This window comes from Peribacillus sp. FSL P2-0133, from assembly GCF_037975445.1.
Lineage (GTDB): Bacteria > Bacillota > Bacilli > Bacillales > DSM-1321 > Peribacillus > Peribacillus simplex_E.
In genome coordinates this window covers 1802869-1820419 of the sequence record NZ_CP150254.1, presented here as the reverse complement: position 1 = coordinate 1820419, position 17551 = coordinate 1802869, and the positions used below count along the sequence as shown (strand labels likewise).

14 protein-coding genes are annotated in these 17551 nt (G+C 41.5%); 1 reads left to right on the top strand and 13 read right to left on the bottom strand.

Annotation, left to right across the window (positions count from 1 at the left end; all coding sequences use genetic code 11):
- Nucleotides 1–14: 14 nt before the first annotated feature.
- The 5 genes from mutS to tdh all read right to left on the bottom strand — a co-directional run bounded on the left by mutS (nucleotide 15) and on the right by tdh (nucleotide 7028).
- Entirely contained in the window at nucleotides 15–2642 is a 2628-nt protein-coding gene (mutS, locus tag MKY17_RS08780) for a DNA mismatch repair protein MutS (RefSeq protein ID WP_098370960.1), read from the bottom strand.
- Nucleotides 2643–2920: 278 nt separating this feature from the next.
- Nucleotides 2921–3460, bottom strand: a complete 540-nt coding sequence (locus MKY17_RS08775; protein ID WP_098370961.1) for an outer spore coat protein CotE — start codon at nucleotides 3458–3460, stop codon at nucleotides 2921–2923.
- A 213-nt stretch (nucleotides 3461–3673) separates the two neighbouring features.
- On the bottom strand, nucleotides 3674–4102 hold the full coding sequence (locus MKY17_RS08770; protein WP_098370962.1) for a RicAFT regulatory complex protein RicA family protein: 429 nt from the start codon (nucleotides 4100–4102) through the stop codon (nucleotides 3674–3676).
- Between the two features lies 1 nt (nucleotide 4103).
- Nucleotides 4104–5648 carry a tRNA (N6-isopentenyl adenosine(37)-C2)-methylthiotransferase MiaB gene (miaB, locus tag MKY17_RS08765; RefSeq protein ID WP_098370963.1) on the bottom strand — a complete coding sequence of 515 codons (1545 nt, stop codon included), beginning with the start codon at nucleotides 5646–5648 and terminating at the stop codon, nucleotides 4104–4106.
- A 339-nt stretch (nucleotides 5649–5987) separates the two neighbouring features.
- The gene (gene tdh, locus MKY17_RS08760; RefSeq protein ID WP_098371374.1) at nucleotides 5988–7028 is read right to left on the bottom strand and encodes an L-threonine 3-dehydrogenase; all 1041 of its coding nucleotides are present in this window, start codon (nucleotides 7026–7028) and stop codon (nucleotides 5988–5990) included.
- Between the two features lie 399 nt (nucleotides 7029–7427).
- On the opposite strand from tdh, the gene MKY17_RS08755 reads away from it, so the two are divergent.
- The gene (locus MKY17_RS08755; protein ID WP_179891035.1) at nucleotides 7428–7613 is read left to right on the top strand and encodes a hypothetical protein; all 186 of its coding nucleotides are present in this window, start codon (nucleotides 7428–7430) and stop codon (nucleotides 7611–7613) included.
- Nucleotides 7614–7717: 104 nt separating this feature from the next.
- Here MKY17_RS08755 and MKY17_RS08750 read toward each other — a convergent pair whose 3' ends face one another.
- The 8 genes from MKY17_RS08750 to MKY17_RS08715 all read right to left on the bottom strand — a co-directional run bounded on the left by MKY17_RS08750 (nucleotide 7718) and on the right by MKY17_RS08715 (nucleotide 17542).
- Entirely contained in the window at nucleotides 7718–8584 is an 867-nt protein-coding gene (locus MKY17_RS08750) for a 2-oxoacid:ferredoxin oxidoreductase subunit beta (RefSeq protein ID WP_098370964.1), read from the bottom strand.
- Entirely contained in the window at nucleotides 8571–10328 is a 1758-nt protein-coding gene (locus MKY17_RS08745) for a 2-oxoacid:acceptor oxidoreductase subunit alpha (RefSeq protein ID WP_098370965.1), read from the bottom strand. Before MKY17_RS08745 ends, MKY17_RS08750 begins: the two co-directional genes overlap by 14 nt.
- 225 nt (nucleotides 10329–10553) lie before the next feature.
- Complete coding sequence (locus MKY17_RS08740; RefSeq protein WP_098370966.1) at nucleotides 10554–11480, bottom strand: dipeptidase; 927 nt, start codon at nucleotides 11478–11480, stop codon at nucleotides 10554–10556.
- A 134-nt stretch (nucleotides 11481–11614) separates the two neighbouring features.
- Complete coding sequence (spoVS, locus tag MKY17_RS08735; RefSeq protein WP_029281188.1) at nucleotides 11615–11875, bottom strand: stage V sporulation protein SpoVS; 261 nt, start codon at nucleotides 11873–11875, stop codon at nucleotides 11615–11617.
- A gap of 174 nt (nucleotides 11876–12049) precedes the next feature.
- Nucleotides 12050–12847, bottom strand: a complete 798-nt coding sequence (locus tag MKY17_RS08730; protein ID WP_076366401.1) for a TIGR00282 family metallophosphoesterase — start codon at nucleotides 12845–12847, stop codon at nucleotides 12050–12052.
- A gap of 153 nt (nucleotides 12848–13000) precedes the next feature.
- The gene (rny, locus tag MKY17_RS08725) at nucleotides 13001–14560 is read right to left on the bottom strand and encodes a ribonuclease Y (RefSeq protein ID WP_063231807.1); all 1560 of its coding nucleotides are present in this window, start codon (nucleotides 14558–14560) and stop codon (nucleotides 13001–13003) included.
- A gap of 353 nt (nucleotides 14561–14913) precedes the next feature.
- Complete coding sequence (gene recA, locus MKY17_RS08720) at nucleotides 14914–15960, bottom strand: recombinase RecA (RefSeq protein ID WP_098370967.1); 1047 nt, start codon at nucleotides 15958–15960, stop codon at nucleotides 14914–14916.
- Nucleotides 15961–16309: 349 nt separating this feature from the next.
- On the bottom strand, nucleotides 16310–17542 hold the full coding sequence (locus tag MKY17_RS08715) for a competence/damage-inducible protein A (protein ID WP_098371375.1): 1233 nt from the start codon (nucleotides 17540–17542) through the stop codon (nucleotides 16310–16312).
- Nucleotides 17543–17551: the final 9 nt, after the last annotated feature.

The window sequence follows — 17551 nt, the reverse complement described above, 5'->3', positions numbered from 1 at the left end:
CCTCGCTTTAATTCTCATTTAAGTTTCTTTTGTAATTTATAAAGGGTATTCATTGCCTCAAGCGGCGTCATTTCAAGGATATCCAGTGATTTTATGTCATCCAGCACCCTTTTTTCCTTAGGTGAAGAATTCACTCTTCCTTTTGGAGCCTCTTCCCCAAAGAAGGAAAGCTGTGCTTCATTGACGGATGTTACCGGGGCAGCTTCGGCAATAGGTGCTTCTACAGCGGCAGCAGGCTGTTCAGGCATCGCCTTTGCCTGTCCATTTTCATTTTCTAGCTGCGCTAAAATAGCAGCCGCCCGATCTATTAACTGCTCAGGTAAATCAGCTAGCTTAGCCACATGGATTCCATAGCTTTTATCTGCTGGCCCTTCTTTTATTTTATGAAGGAAAACGACATTTCCATTTTGCTCAATGGCACTGACATGGATATTTTTCAATTTTGGCAGTTCCGCCGCCAATACAGTCAATTCGTGATAATGAGTCGAAAAGAGAGTCTTTGCCCCAATTTCCTCATGAATATATTCAATGATGGCCTGAGCAAGCGCCATCCCATCATAAGTTGATGTTCCCCGCCCTATTTCATCAAATAATATCAAACTGTTTTCTGTCGCATTCATAATGGCATTTCTTGCTTCAAGCATCTCGACCATGAATGTACTTTGACCGGAAATCAAATCATCTGCCGCGCCAATCCTAGTAAACACCTTATCAAAAATAGGCAATTCAGCTATACTTGCTGATACGAAGCATCCAATTTGCGCTAGAATCGATGTTAGCGCAATTTGACGCATATACGTACTTTTACCCGACATATTGGGTCCTGTGATCAAAAGTAACTCCCTTTCTCCACCCATAAAGCAGTCATTGGGGACATACTCCTGTGATTGAAGGACTTTCTCGACCACTGGATGCCGGCCTTCCTTCAGTACGATTCTCCGATCATCAGAAAAGACTGGCTTCACATAATGGCGTTCTTCGCTAATCGTTGCAAAGCACTGCAGGACATCTAGTTCACTGACGCCTTTCGCTAAATCCTGTAAGCGCGGGATATAGCTTTTGACCTCTTCACGAAGATTGAGGAATAGGTCATACTCCAAACTGATGCTTTTTTCTTCTGCTTGTAAAATCAAAGCTTCCTTTTCTTTCAATTCAGGTGTGATATAACGTTCGGCATTCGTTAAAGTTTGCTTTCGTTCATACCGGCCTTCTTCAAGCAGATGCAAATTGGCTCGTGTGACTTCAATGTAATAGCCAAATACACGATTATATCCGATTTTCAATGATTTGATCCCGGTACGTTCCCGCTCTTCGCGTTCAAGCTGCGCAATCCAAGTTTTCCCGTTTCTGCTGGCATCCCTGTATGTATCCAGCTCCTTATGGAAACCATCCTGAATGATATTCCCTTCCTTCACGGACAATGGCGGGTTTTCTACAAGCGCCGTTTCAAGCAAATCCGTCACTTCTTCGCAAGGATCCAATTTATCGGCCAAAATTGAAATATCCTGATTGGATGCCATTGATTTCACGATTTCACGAATGATCGGCACCTGTTGCAATGAACGTTTCAGTTGAATCAAGTCCCGAGCGTTTACATTCCCGAAGGCCACCCTTCCGGCAAGCCGCTCCAAGTCGTACACTTCCTTAAGGCGTTCACGTAAGTCCTGCCGTTCGAAGTATTGATTTTTCAGGGTTTCAACAAGGCTTTGTCTCCGCTCGATCTGCTTTTTATTAATAAGCGGTCTATCAATCCATTGTTTCAACATCCTTCCGCCCATGGCCGTTTTCGTTTCATCAAGCAGCCATAATAATGAGCCTTTTTTACCTTTGGAGCGAATGGTTTCAGTTAATTCCAAATTGCGTTTGCTATAATAATCAATTTTCATATATTGTGATGTTTCATATGCAAGCACTGGCTGTAAATGATCCAGGCTGCGTTTTTGGGTACGGTAAAGATAATTCAATAAACGCGAGGTCGTTGTCGCCAGTTTCTGGTCTTTTAACAGATGAAGCAATGCAACGAATGACTCGCTTTGAACCAAATTATTCTCTAGGGATAGAGCGGCAGCGCCCCGTTCTTGCAGCCTTTTTTTCCATTCTTCATTGAAATCCTCGGCAATGACCACTTCACTCGCACCAAGTATGGCAAATTCATTCAGGACTTCCTCGAAACTCTCAATCAAAGTGACCTTATTTTCCCCTGTCGATAAATCATTGTATCCAAAGCCAAACTGACCATCCGTGAAATATGTGATGGTGGCAATATAATTATTTTCCTTTTCACGTAGACCCTTACTATCCATTTTCGTTCCCGGAGTAATCAGCTGGACAACTTCCCTGCGTACCACACCTTTGGCTTGCTTCGGATCTTCGGTTTGTTCACAAATAGCTACTTTAAAACCTTTTTCTATCAATATATCAATATAATTAGCAGCCGAGTGATACGGAATGCCGCACATCGGAATTCGCTCTTCACTACCGCCTTCTCGGCTCGTTAATGTGATTTCGAGCTCTTGTGATGCATTCAGTGCATCGTCAAAAAACATTTCATAAAAATCGCCTAAACGAAAAAATAAAAAGGCATCCTGATACTCTGCCTTAATTTTTAAATATTGCTGTATCATCGGAGTATATCCTGCCATTCCTTCAAAACCTTTCCAAACTAAAATCTATTACACATTTATGTCCTTCATTATAACATACGGGAAAGCAACATTGCCTGTATTCGAAATTGCATGGTAAATCAATTATCCTTTGAATTCAAACTTTTTTTTGAGCTACCTATGCAAAGCCATACGCACTGATATAGTAACATTCCATCCCTTTTTTAAATCATGGCCAGCCCTGCAATGGACTTGTCCCGCTTCAAATTAAATAAAACCGGATGAAGGGAATGTCATCCGGTATTAATTTCTAAATTCTATTCGTCTTCGAATTCATCAAGGAAATCCGGATCTAAATCTTCGAAATCCTCATCATCGAAATCAGAGCCCCAGTCATCCTCGCAGCGGCCATCTGGACTAACAGCGACACAAATTTTCGTTTCGCCGACGACTTCCACAAAGAATTCCCTTTCCACATGGACAATGATTTTTTGTCCACATGGGGAGATGACAGCTTCTAAACAATTCGGCTGTTGGACAGCGTTTGCAACGATTTCATGGTCATCAAGACAATCAGGATCACGGTATTTCAGCGAAATAACGTCGGTATATTGTACTTTTTCAGTTACAACTTCCGTCTTCGAATTACGGTTATAAGAATACCAGACGTTGATTTCGTAGCTGCCGTGAATTTCTACCTTTTTGCCGACTTTCTTTGCATCGTATTTATGGTTGATGATCCAACAACCTAGAATGCTAGAAGGATGATGAGCCGGGCAAATGGTGTGAGAGGACTTTGTGAATTTACGTCCTTTTGCCACCACCGCTTTAGTAATTATCTCTCTATATTGTGACATGCTAGCGAACCCTCCTCATACAGTTTCCATTCATCCTATGCGTGGTAAAAGTCTAGTGTGCGTAGAATTTTAATTGTTTGAAAACTGCTGTAATGTTTTAAACCTAGGTTATTTTATGCTCAAGTTTTGGGATATGTGTCACGAATGGGCACTGTATAAGGATTTCCGAATATTAAAAAGCCCTTCTGAAATCAGAAGGGCTTTTTATAATATTCATGAACAGCTTCCGCCGCCTGCTTGTACCTGTGAACCTGTCTCACCGCGAAGGACGTCTCCTTCGGTCGATTCAATGATCAGGTCGGTCACCTTGTTCGATACTTGTGATGAGACCATTTGTAAAAGATCATTTACATCCACTTGGGATTGTTTGAATTCCTGCACGATCGGAAGTTCATCCAATTGTTTTTCCAGCAAATCAATTTTGGCCTGAACTTGGCTGTATGCTTTCTCTTTGCCGTAATGCTGGAAGTTTACAGCCTGTTTTTGCAAGCTCTTGATGCTGGCGATCATTTCACGGATTTTTTGGTTTTCATTGATGTGAGCTTCTGCCCGTTTAAAGAAATCGACTTCTTCCGTGCTGGCGATCATTTCAGCAAGCTCGGCCGCTTTATTCAGAATGTCATCTTTAGTATATTTAGTCATATTACTCCACCTCAATCGCCGTTGCTTCTTCAACCATATCCCCATTTAATGACCATGTTTTCGTTCCGGTGATTTTCACTTTTACGATTTGGCCAATAGCGGATTTGGGTCCTTTGAAGTTCACGAGCTTATTTTTCGTTGTATAACCTGCTAATACTTCCGCATTCTTCTTGCTCTCGCCTTCAACGAGCACTTCAACAATCTGTCCATCATACTCTTTCATTTTCAATGCGCACGTTTCATTGACAAGGGCATTCAAGCGTTGCAGACGTTCCTTTTTCACTTCCATCGGTACATTATCCTGCATTTTAGCAGCCGGTGTTCCTTCACGTGGTGAATAGATGTAAGTATATGCTGCATCGAAACCAACTTCACGGTATAAAGACATTGTTTCTTCAAAGTGCTCTTCCGTTTCATTCGGATAGCCTACAATGATGTCAGTGGTTAGCGATGCACTTGGGATAGCTTCCTTGATCTTTTTTACTAGCTCTAAATATTGTTCGCGTGTATATTTACGGGCCATGATTTTAAGTGTGTCCGTACTTCCCGATTGAACTGGAAGATGGATATGGTCAACGAGATTGCCGCCTTTAGACAGTACTTCAATCAAGTGATCATCAAAATCACGGGGATGGCTTGTCGTAAAACGAATACGCGGAATATCGATTTTACGGATTTCATCCATCAAATCGCCGAAACGATATTCGATATCCGTAAAATCTTTGCCGTAAGCATTCACATTCTGCCCAAGCAGGGTTATTTCCTTGTAACCCTGTGCCGCTAAATGACGGACTTCTTGGATTATATCTTCAGGCCTGCGGCTTCTTTCTTTCCCCCTTGTGTAAGGTACGATGCAGTAAGTACAAAACTTATCACAGCCATACATGATATTGACCCACGCCTTCGTTTTTCCTTTACGCACTTTCGGAAGGTTTTCGATTACATCACCTTCTTTGGACCAAACCTCAATGACCATTTCCTTGGAAAGATAAGCTTCATTAAGAATTTGCGGCAGCCGGTGGATATTATGCGTTCCGAAAATCATATCCACAAAATGGTGCTTCTCTAGAATCCGCTTTACAACTGACTCCTCTTGTGACATACAACCGCAAACCCCAAGCAATAGATCCGGCTTTTCCAATTTCAATGATTTTAAATGCCCCAATTCACCAAACACTTTATTCTCTGCGTTTTCCCGAATCGCACAAGTGTTAAGTAAAATGACGTTAGCATCATCCACCGTGTCTGTCGGCTGATAACCAAGTGCCATAAAGATGCCCGCCATGACTTCTGTATCATGTTCGTTCATTTGACAGCCATAAGTACGAATGTAAAACTTTTTACCTTCTCCCATTCCACGGAAACCTTCAGGAATTGCAAAGTCATCATGATATTCTACTTCTTCTTTTCCTCGCTTTTTCGCATCTTTTAAGGAAGGCGGAATATAAACGGCTTGAAAGTACTTGCTGAAGTCCTTTTCGGATTTTTTGTCCGCTGGATTCTCAGCCTGTACTTGTTGTGATTCTAATCGTTGTTTCTCGTTCATAGTTAATCTCCTTTCAAAATAGTTAGTTTATTTCTTTCACCAACTATTTCAAGACCTATCTTCAAATGGTTTTATACGGTTTCCTTTTTAAGAATTCCCAGTAAATATTAGCTATTAAGTGTGATATATCCACATTATTATAGTATAAAGCTTTTAACAGCAAGAAACAATCATTCTGTCGTGGCTTCTTCGATTGTAAGAATTTTTTCACAAATACGGAAAATAGGAACATGAAATAAGAGGCTATTACAAAATTAGCCTCTCATCATTTTTGGATGACGTTTTCCATTGCTGATATTTTCCAAATCCAGACAATTCAATTTCAACCTTTTCAGATGATTAAGGAATAAGGAGAACCTTACCACACTGACCTTTGATCATCAGTTCAAATCCCTTTTCAAAATCGCCAAGTGAAAAACGGTGGGTAATCATTGGTTTTACATCAACCTTGCCACTTTCAAGCAGACTTGAAACCTGTTGCCAGGTTGAAAACATCTTCCTTCCAGTTATCCCTTGGACAGTAAGACCCTTGAATACAATATCCTCCGTTATATTAAGCGTGACGGGCTTAGAAGGCAGACTTAGTATTGATATTCTACCACCATTCGTCGCCATCTTAAACCCTTGTTGGATAGCTGCAGGATTACCGCTCATTTCGCAAACAACATCCACCCCATCCGCACTTGTGAGGCCTTTCGTGATTTCCAATGGATCCTGTTTAATTGAATGAATGAGGTCTGTTGCACCCATCTTTTTGGCAAGCTGAAGTCGATAATCATTAATATCTAGAGCGATTACTTTATCAGCTCCCGCGGCCTTTGCTACAGCAATCGCCATAAGCCCAATTGGACCACAACCGATTATTGCCACCGTTTTACCCAGCACCTCGCCAGCTAGCACTGAATGGACTGCGTTACCCATCGGTTCTTGGATGGTAGCAATATCGAGTGGCATATCACTTGGATTTTTCCATAAATTTTTGGCTGGCAGAGCTATATACTCTGCAAAGCACCCTTGTTTATCAACACCGATAATGTTTGTTTTTTTACAAATATGGAATTGCCCGGTTAAGCACTGCCTGCATGTACCGCAAACGATATGTGTTTCGGCAGATACACAATCACCAACTGAAACATTACTGACCCTTGCTCCTATCTCGATTACTTCCCCAGCAAATTCGTGCCCAAATACGTATGGTGGACTCACTCTTCCCTGTGACCATTCATCCCAGGTGAAAATATGAATATCCGTTCCGCAGATCGAGGTCATTTTCACTCGAATCAAGACCTCGTCATCACGAATATCCGGTATATCGACAACTTGTAATTGTGCCCCATAACCTCTGTGGTGTTTGACCACGGCTTTCATTTTACCTCTCAACATGTACATTCCCCCTGAAATAGGGCTGCTCTCTTCATCTACCTTAATATATAAAGATATGAAAAATCCATCACAAAAATACCATAATCACTTTTGTACCGACCTTTTCACATTAATAATGATGATTTTTAGGGCATTCGTACATTTTTGTTAAATGGGTCATGTTTCTATAGCATCTTGTCCGCTCTCGAATAAGATATCTTGTAAAACAAAATTATGAAGGAGTGACTTATATGTCATGTGGATGCAATAATCATGATCATCATGATCGGGACCGCGATCGGGACAGAGATCGGGACAGAGATCGGGACAGAAATAACGATAGAATCGCAGACGATTTTTGTCGTGCTGTGAGGGGCTGTAATAGGCGCGATCGAGACCGCGATCGGGACAGAGACCGTGATCGGGACCGCGATCGGGACAGAGACCGTGATCGGGACCGCGATTGTGATCGTCATCATCATCATCATCATCACAATGACCGTTGTTGTTGTAGAAGAAGGAATCGTTGCAATTTCTTCGGTTTCGGCGGTTTCGGTTGCGGTTTTTAACCGTAACTTCGGCGGATGCCATAACGATTGTTAAGCTAAGCCAGTAATAAGCGTTCTAGCATGAGGCATAATTACTGGAGCGCTTAATTTTTCACAAAAAAGGTTCACCCCATCTTAAGGGGTGAACCTTTTAACTTTTTACATAAATTCAGCAACAAGCTTATCAAAGTGTTCTTGATCCAGTGTCAGCTCTGATTTATTTAACGCTTTTTCAGCATACCCTGGCACTAATTCCTGGTACGAAGGGCGTGAAGAGTCCTGATAAATAATCCCTGTCACAAGGCTGTCATGTTGCATCAAAGTCTGCATGGCCTGTTCTTTATTTGATGAATCATAGCCTTCAATCGTGTTCAATTTAGTTAAGTTTTGTTTAAACCAATCATACGTATTGATCTTATTATATGTTACGCAAGGAGAGAAAACATTGATAAAGGAGAACCCTTTATGGTTTATCCCTGCTTCAATGATCGCCGTCAGGTCTTTCAAGTCAGTGGAAAAGCTTTGGGCGACAAACGTAGCACCAGCTGACAATGCTAATTCCATAGGTGAAACAGCTTGTTCTATTGATCCTTCTGGAGTGGATTTGGTTTTAAATCCAGCAGCGGACCTAGGAGAAGTCTGGCCTTTTGTCAATCCATAAATTTGGTTATCCATGACAATATACGTAATGTCGATATTACGGCGGATCGCATGGATGGTGTGTCCCATCCCGATTGCAAAACCATCTCCGTCACCGCCTGAAGCTATAACGGTCAATTCACGGTTGGCCATTTTTACTCCTTGGGCAATTGGCAGTGAGCGGCCATGGATGCCATGAAAACCATAGGACTTGATGTAACCCGATATACGACCTGAACAGCCGATACCGGAAACAACGGCCAAATTCTCCGGCTCCAATCCTACATTGGCTGCCGCACGCTGCATGGCAGCCTGAACGGAGAAATCTCCGCAGCCAGGACACCAGTTAGGTTTTACATCATTCCGAAACTCTTTAAACGTTGCCATATTCGAACATCTCCTTGCATTGTGTGTGAATTTCATGCGGGAGGAATGGGTTGCCATCATATTTTAGGATGCTTTTAATTTTATTAACATGTCCAACATTCATCTTGATAATATTAGCCAATTGTCCAGTCGCATTATTTTCAATAACCACTACTTTCTTAGCACTTTGCACCAATGATAGGACCTCATCAGCTGGGAAAGGATGAATCAAACGGATATGCGCATGATTCACTTTCATTCCATCCGTTTCTAACCGGCCGATCGCTTCATCAATCGTCCCGCGTGTTGAGTTAAAGCCAAGAATTAATAAATCCGCTTCTTCATGCGGTGTGTTTTTGTATACTGGTGTTTGGAATGTGTTAGTTAAATTATTCAGCTTACGCATCCGTTTATCCATTTGCAATTTACGATTCATAGCCGTCTCAGAAGGTCTGCCCGTTTCATCATGTTCAACACCTGTAACATGGTGAATTCCATTTTTCATACCAGGCACTACACGTGGTGAGACTCCGTCTTCCGTTACTTCATAACGCTTGAAGTAAGATTTGTTTTCAGACTCTTCAATTTCAAAGTCAACCAATTTTCCGCGTCTTATCTCCACTTTGCCATAATCAAGCGGCTGAACTGTTTGTTTACCTAATGATAGCTGTAGGTCGGATAAAACGATAACTGGACATTGATATTCCTCTGCAAGGTTGAATGCTTCTGCCGTATCATAAAAAGCTTCCTCAACAGTACTCGGAGCCATGACGATTTTAGGTATTTCACCATGTGTACCATAAATCATTGCCATTAAATCTGATTGCTCTTGTTTTGTAGGAAGTCCCGTAGATGGACCGCCACGTTGAGTATCGACGATGACAATTGGCGTTTCGGTAATGCCCGCTAAACCAATCGCTTCCATTTTCAAGGAAAGTCCAGGTCCAGCTGAAGCTGTGATGGCGCGTACACCGCCATAGTTTGCACCGATTGCCATTGTAGCCGCCGCGATTTCATCTTCAGTTTGTATGACCGTCCCACCAAATTGAGGAAGTTTTTTAATTAAGTATTCCATAATTTCAGAAGCCGGGGTAATCGGGTACGCTGCCATGAAGCGGCAACCGCCTGCAACTGCGCCTAAAGCGATGGCATCGTTACCGATCATGAACATTCGTTTTTGGCCGTCTGCCTTTTCCAGTTCCATTGCTCCCAGTTTTTCTCCAAGCATTACTTCCATTGCCTTATAGCCAGCAGTAATGGCATCCATATTCTTCTTAACGATTTCTTCACCTTTACGGCCGAATATTTCATCAACCACATCGTTGAATACGGAAATTTCCATTCCTAGAACAGCACATGTCGCGCCGATGGCCACCATATTTTTCATTAATGATGTTCCTAATTCAGCTGCTATTTCCGTAAATGGAACAATATATAATTCTGCCTTGGTATCTTCTGGGCAGACAGGTTTGAATTTTGCATCTGCGATTATGATGCCACCCTCATGTAATTCTTTATAATTGACGTCAATTGTTTCTTGGTCAAAAGCAACTAAGATGTCTAAATCATCAGAGATAGCACGAGTTTCCGTAGTACTTACACGAATTTTGTTATTCGTGTGTCCACCCTTGATTCGGGATGAGAAATGACGGTAGCCATACAAGTAATAACCTAAGCGATTGAGGGCAATACAGAATATTTCTCCTGTACTTTCAATACCTTCACCTTGTTGTCCGCCAACTTTCCATGAAAGTTGATTGATCATGTCTTACACTCCTTTAGGACGTTCGTATATAAATGCATTTAACCGCACCTCTCTTCAGAACATTCAACTATGTATAATTAATCGTTCTAATTTAGGAAAGGTGTACTAAACGCTTTCAATTCTATCGGTTAAATCATTAAATTGCAACCTTTTTGCTTTTATTTTTTATATTTTCAGAATATTTATTCATATCTATATAGTAAGAATTGAAAATCACTTAAGATATTACCTTTTCAGGGGAAAATTACGAGTGAAATTATCAAAAAGGAGTCCTTTTACAAACTCACTGGAATAAAGCCTGATCAGTTCATTGATTAAGTTATGATAATCCTTATATGACTTTAAATTTTCCACCATATGATCGATTCCATCAAAGTCAGACCCTAATCCAATTTGTCTTTCCCCGCCCAAACTGCATATATGTTCTATATGTTTCAAGATATCCTTTATCGTAGCCGAACCGCCATTTGAAAGAAATTGCGGGACAAAGGTTACGCCGATCACCCCATTTTTCTGCAAAAGGGCATTAATCTGCGCGTCCTTTAAATTTCGTGGATGCGGACAAAGATGATGAGCATTCGAATGAGAGGCAATTGGGAATTTCGCCAACTTTAGGGTGTCCCAAAATCCAGCTTCAGATAAATGGGATAAATCACACCAAATTGACTTCTCATTCAATAGGGCCACCACCTCTGTTCCAAACCCTGTCAAGCCGCCCCCTCTTGTTTCTAATGCCCCATCCGCTACCAAGTTAGCGTAATTCCAAGTTAGACCTACGGAGGACACTCCTAGATGAATAAGTGTTCTCAGTTTCAACAAATCATTCCCAATGCAATCGCACCCTTCCAAAGTTAGCATTGCACCTATTTCCTTTTCTTTTAAAGATTCGATGTCTGCCTTGGTCTTTATAAATTTCATTTCCGGCTCTGATAAAATCTTTTCATGAAAAATATCCACCATCGCCAAAGCGGCTTGAAACCTCATATCAGGGTGGACTTTTTCAGGAATATATATTGCAAAACATTGGACCTTTCCCCCTTCATCCAATAATCCCCGCTTTGTTATATGTAATTTATCACTATTCGTAAAAGAAATATCCGGATCGATGAACATTTTCATCAGCACATCACAATGTGCATCAAAAATCGCCAATGTAATTCTCCTTCCTGTATCTTTTTTAAGATCATATATTCCATTATAAAGGGACATTGAATTTTCGTCATTTGGATTTCAGGACAAAAAAGAGCCTGCTCGCCTTCCGACAAACAGGGCACCCAAACATGAAATTATCTTGGTTCAATGATTAGTTTTATTGCCGTTCTCTCTTCGCCATCAATAAGTATATCTGTAAAAGCAGGAATACAAATCAAGTCGACTCCACTAGGTGCGACAAACCCTCTCGCGATTGCTACTGCCTTGACGGCTTGATTTAACGCACCTGCACCGATTGCTTGAATTTCGGCTGCTCCTCTTTCCCTGAGCACTCCCGCTAGTGCGCCTGCTACAGAATTAGGATTAGATTTTGCTGAAACTTTTAATATTTCCATTCCTAGTCCTCCTTGTTTTCCCTGCCGATTCTAACTTGGCTCAATAGTTATAACACTTTCCACTGCTACTATATTCATCAAGTAAAACTTGTATGACAAAGAAAACCGGGATTGTCCACCATTTATTACTGAATGGAAAAACGGATGGACAGTTTGACTGTCCATCCGTTCGAATCATTGATAAAATGGATGATCTTCGTTAATCAGTATCCTTTCTATTTTTATTGCCTTGCCGGTTTTATCATCAATTTCAAGGAGAACCCCACTCAATAGCGTCCGACCCTCTTTTGGCACTTCGAAACGAACAGGAAGGCTAGTTAGGAACCGATGGATGACTGCCCCTCTCTCCATACCAAGGATGCCATCATATGGTCCTGTCATGCCTACATCTGATATGTAAGCGGTGCCTGCAGGTAATATACGGTTATCGGCTGTCTGGACGTGTGTGTGTGTACCGACAACGGCTGTAACCTTCCCATCCAGGAACCACCCCATAGCTTGCTTTTCACTCGTAGCTTCTCCATGAAAATCGACAAAGATGATCGGTGTCTTTTTTCGAGCCTCCGCCACGAGTTCTTCCGCCTTTTTGAACGGACAATCCAAATCAGGCATGAACGTTCTCGCTTGCAAATTGATGATCGCTATTTCATGATGGTTCAATTTTAAAAATTTCATTCCTTCTCCAGGTGCCCCGTCTGGAAAGTTAGCTGGACGGACGAGATATTTCGCTTCATCAATAAAATTGAAAATATCACGATTATCCCATGTATGGTTTCCCATGGTCACCGCCTGCGCTCCCCACTCTAAAAAACTTCGGTAAATCTTTTCTGTAATTCCCCGGCCACTTGCTGCATTCTCGCCATTGATGACCGTGATATGCGGACGATACTTTTCTTTTAACTTAGGAAGGTATTCTTGGATCATGTCACGACCAGGAGACCCCACTACATCTCCAATAAATAGCAATTTCATTGTAAAATCCTTTCTAGATTCACCTAAATAATATGAATTATTCAAGTATGTATTGTAACATAATTTGGGGTAATTATAGGAATTACGCTTAACGACTAAAATCGGAAATAGAAAAAACGAAGTGGTTTGCACCACTTCGTCTTTCCTTTACAATTATTTGGCGTATTCGACTGCTCTTGTTTCACGGATGACCGTGACTTTTATATGACCTGGGTAATCGAGCTCTTCTTCAATCCTTTTCCGGATATCACGAGCGAGTCGATGTGCCGAAAGATCATCGATTTGTTCTGGTTTCACTAGAATCCGCACTTCTCGTCCGGCTTGAATCGCAAAAGATTTTTCCACTCCATCATAGGATTCGGAAATTTCCTCAAGTTTTTCAAGTCTTCTAATGTAATTTTCAAGCGTTTCACTTCTAGCTCCCGGTCTTGCAGCTGATAATGCATCAGCGGCAGCCACAAGCACTGATATGATGGAAGTTGGTTCCGTATCGCCATGATGTGAAGCGATGCTGTTAATGACAGTTGGATGCTCTTTATATTTGGTTGCTAATTCAACGCCAATTTCAACATGACTGCCTTCTACTTCATGATCAATCGCTTTCCCAATATCATGCAATAAACCTGCACGGCGGGCAAGAACTTCATCCTCACCAAGCTCAGCGGCCAGTAAACCTGAAAGCTGGGCCACCTCAATTGAATGTTTAAGTACGTTTTGCCCATAACTGGTACGGAACTTCAAACGTCCTAGTATTTTGATGAGATCTGGATGGAGACCGTGAACTCCAACTTCAAAAGTTGTTTGTTCACCAATTTCACGAATATGTTCATCTACCTCACGTCTTGCTTTGTCAACCATTTCTTCAATGCGAGCCGGATGGATCCGTCCGTCCTGAACAAGTTTCTCAAGAGCCAAGCGTGCCGTTTCCCGTCTAATTGGATCGAATCCGGATAAAATGACAGCTTCAGGAGTATCATCAATAATAAGGTCAATACCTGTTAGCGTTTCTAACGTCCGGATATTTCGTCCTTCACGTCCGATTATCCGTCCTTTCATTTCATCGTTTGGAAGATTCACTACAGAAACGGTGGTTTCTGCAACATGATCAGCCGCACAACGCTGAATGGCAAGAGAAAGGACTTCTTTTGCTTTTTTATCAGCTTCTTCTTTGGCACGGGTATCACTTTCTTTAATCATAAGCGCTACATCGTGAGCCAGCTCGTTTTCCATTCGGTCGATAATGATTGCTTTAGCTTCTTCACGAGTTAAACCGGAAACACGTTCAAGCTCTGTTTGCTGCTTACGAACCGTCTCGTCCACTTTGCTTTCCATCTCTTCAATATGCTGTTGTCTTTGGTTTAGAGAATCTTCTTTTTTCTCCAAAAGGCTCTCACGTTTGTCTAACGTTTCATCCTTGCGGTCCAGATTCTCTTCTCTTTGCAATAACCGATTTTCTTGTTTTTGTAATTCGTTCCTTCTTTCACGGGCTTCCCGATCCGAATCGGCACGAACTTTATGAATTTCATCTTTTGCTTCCAACAAGGCTTCTTTCTTAAGTGCTTCCGCTTCACGTTTTGCATCCTCAAGGATGTGTTCTGCAGAGCCCTTTGCCCCTGCTATTTTACTCTCAAATTTTGATTTGTGAATAAAATAACCAACAACTGCACCGACGATTAGGCCAAGCAAAGTGAAGATGATTGTCATGGGTTCCATCGTTTCACCTCCCCTTGCTATGAACTTTTTACATAAAATGTTGAACTGTCGGCAAGTACATTGCACATAAATTCAATATACAGCACTTAATTTTCAAAATTTTAGTTTGAAAAATTGTAAAATATACATATTAATTGTATAGTTGAGAATTTTTATTGTCAAGCGTTTGTCCCTTATGTATCAATGATTATTCAAGTTTTCTTAATATCAACCATCATAATCTACAGCATTCATTATGGAAGAAGTCTGTAAATCTGATTTCAATGCCCTTTAATCCGCTGAAAATTTCGCACTTTTCTCAAAATATACATAAAAGGCCTAAGCGAACAAGCTTAGGCCTTTTATAAATATCATTAATCAAGCAATTCAAAATGCTCTTCTGGTTCATTTTCTTCTGGCGGTAATTCATGCTCTCCATCGAGATTATAGTGATCTCTGATTTTCTGAGAAATTTCCTGAGCGATATCCTGATTTTCTTTCAAGAACAGCTTCGCATTTTCGCGACCTTGTCCGACACGCTCTTCATTGTATGAATACCACGAGCCACTTTTAAGGACGATATCAAGATCTGCACCCATATCGATGATTTCACCTTCCTGTGAAATCCCTTGACCATACATGATGTCAACTTCTGCTTGACGGAATGGTGGAGCAACCTTGTTTTTTACAACTTTGATTTTCGTTTTATTACCGACGATTTCATTACCTTGTTTTAATTGTTCCGCACGGCGCACTTCCAGACGAACAGTTGAATAGAACTTCAATGCCCGGCCTCCCGGAGTCGTTTCCGGATTTCCAAACATAACACCGATTTTTTCACGGACTTGGTTAATGAAAATGGCAATGGTATTTGATTTATTAATGGAACCAGACAGTTTTCTAAGTGCCTGAGACATCATCCGGGCTTGAAGACCCATATGGGAATCTCCCATTTCGCCTTCGATTTCAGCTTTAGGAACAAGTGCTGCCACCGAGTCAATGACAATGATATCCACCGCTCCACTTCGAACTAACGCTTCAGCGATTTCTAAGGCTTGTTCACCCGTATCAGGCTGTGAAAGCAGTAACTCATCGATATTCACACCAAGTTTTTCTGAATATGCTGGATCTAACGCATGCTCGGCATCAATGAATGCAGCCGTGCCGCCAGTCTTTTGTACCTCTGCAATAGCATGTAATGCAACAGTCGTTTTACCCGAGCTTTCAGGTCCATATATCTCAATGACCCGGCCTCTTGGATATCCGCCCACTCCCAATGCTACGTCCAATGCTAAAGAACCGCTTGAAATCGTTGAAATCCTACGATCAGTCTGTTCCCCAAGTTTCATAATAGAACCTTTACCAAATTGTTTTTCAATTTGCTTTAACGCCATATCTAAAGCCGCTTGACGATCACTCACTCAATTTCCTCCTCTATATTCAAATAATCGGCTGCCCGATTAAAGATGTACTTACGTTAGCAATTATTTGAGATCAAGGTTTGTACCCTGTCTCAAAACCTATCTTTACTATATACTCTTTTTACTATTTTGCCAAGCAAAAAGTCGAACATTCATTCGTTTTTTTCTTCTGGGATATTATTTATAAAAAAAGCGTTTTATCTAAAGGAAATCTCCATTTCGTTTCACTTACTCCCCCAAAAAAACATTTTCATTGAATTAACTTTTTTCTTTTTATCCCTATTTTTCAAGAAACAAACTTCTAAAACCAAATAAAAAGCAGAGCTGTAAAAAGCTCTGCTTATAGCGTTTATAAATCCCTTAATAGGTAATGACAGCCGTACTTCACACTCCGAATACGGTTTTGCGCCCTGCTGCCTGAAAGATTCAACTCCTTGAAATGAGTGTTTCCATCCCGATAGGAAATGCCAATAAATACTGTACCTACAGGCTTGCCTTCTTGTTCATCCGGCCCTGCAACGCCCGTAAAGCTTATGCCTACATCCGCATCGAGCTTGCTCCGGACATTAGAGGCCATTTCCATAGCACACTCACCGCTGACCACCCCATACTCGGAAATGGTATCATCACTGACGCCGAGGACATTAGACTTCGCATCATTCGTATAGCAGACAATTCCGCCTTTGAAGACTTTACCGGCGCCCGGGATGGTTGTCAGCTGTTCTTGGAACATCCCTCCGGTCAAGCTTTCAGCTGCCGCAATCGAAAGCTTGCGGACCGTTAATTCTTTTACAAGTTCCTTTATTAGCGAAGTATTATCACTTCCATAATGGAACTTGCCGACCCTGCTAAGAATTTCTTTTTCCGCTTCCAATATAAGCTCTTCGCATTTTTCTTTAGATGAGTCTTTAGCGGTGATCCTTAACGTCACTTCCCCTTCGGCTGCCAGTGGGGCAATTGTCGGATTCGTTTGATTGACAAGGAGATCTTCAATCACCGTTTCCAGTTCGGCTTCGCCTATACCGTAGAACCGAAGAACCTTGGAATCGATCCGTTCATGCTTTTCCAATTTATTCATGATCTTTTCATAACCATAACTTAAAAACATCGGCTCCATTTCACTTGGCGGACCAGGTAGAAGCATATATGTAATCCCAGATTTGGACAAGACCATTCCCGGTGCCATCCCATGATCGTTTGCCAACACTTCACTGCCTTCTAAGACAAGGGCCTGCTTTTTGTTGTTTTCCGTCATCGGACGTTCCCGTTTTTGGAAGTAAGCTTCAATGGATTGCAAAGCTTCATCATTAAAAACGAGCTTTTTCCCTATATGGCGAGCAATCGTTTCTTTCGTCAAATCATCTTTGGTAGGACCAAGTCCACCGGTAAAGACAATCAAGTTCGCCCTTGATTCAGCGATTTCTATAGCTTGTTGTAAACGGCGGTCGTTATCCCCGACCACAGTATGGTAAAAAACGTTGATCCCCATTTCCGCAAACTGCTGCGATAAGAATCTTCCATTAGTGTTATTGATTTGTCCTAGAAGAAGCTCTGAGCCCACTGCAATGATTTCTGCATCCATCTTTTCAAA

Coding starts and splice junctions, on each gene's coding strand:
- mutS (WP_098370960.1), bottom strand. CDS start 2,642: ATGGCAGGATATACTCCGATGATACAGCAATATTTAAAAATTAAGGCA.
- MKY17_RS08775 (WP_098370961.1), bottom strand. CDS start 3,460: ATGTCACAATATAGAGAGATAATTACTAAAGCGGTGGTGGCAAAAGGA.
- MKY17_RS08770 (WP_098370962.1), bottom strand. CDS start 4,102: ATGACTAAATATACTAAAGATGACATTCTGAATAAAGCGGCCGAGCTT.
- miaB (WP_098370963.1), bottom strand. CDS start 5,648: ATGAACGAGAAACAACGATTAGAATCACAACAAGTACAGGCTGAGAAT.
- MKY17_RS08750 (WP_098370964.1), bottom strand. CDS start 8,584: ATGGCAACGTTTAAAGAGTTTCGGAATGATGTAAAACCTAACTGGTGT.
- MKY17_RS08745 (WP_098370965.1), bottom strand. CDS start 10,328: ATGATCAATCAACTTTCATGGAAAGTTGGCGGACAACAAGGTGAAGGT.
- spoVS (WP_029281188.1), bottom strand. CDS start 11,875: ATGGAAATATTAAAAGTTTCAGCAAAATCTAATCCTAATTCTGTAGCA.
- MKY17_RS08730 (WP_076366401.1), bottom strand. CDS start 12,847: ATGAAATTGCTATTTATTGGAGATGTAGTGGGGTCTCCTGGTCGTGAC.
- rny (WP_063231807.1), bottom strand. CDS start 14,560: ATGGAACCCATGACAATCATCTTCACTTTGCTTGGCCTAATCGTCGGT.
- MKY17_RS08715 (WP_098371375.1), bottom strand. CDS start 17,542: ATGGATGCAGAAATCATTGCAGTGGGCTCAGAGCTTCTTCTAGGACAA.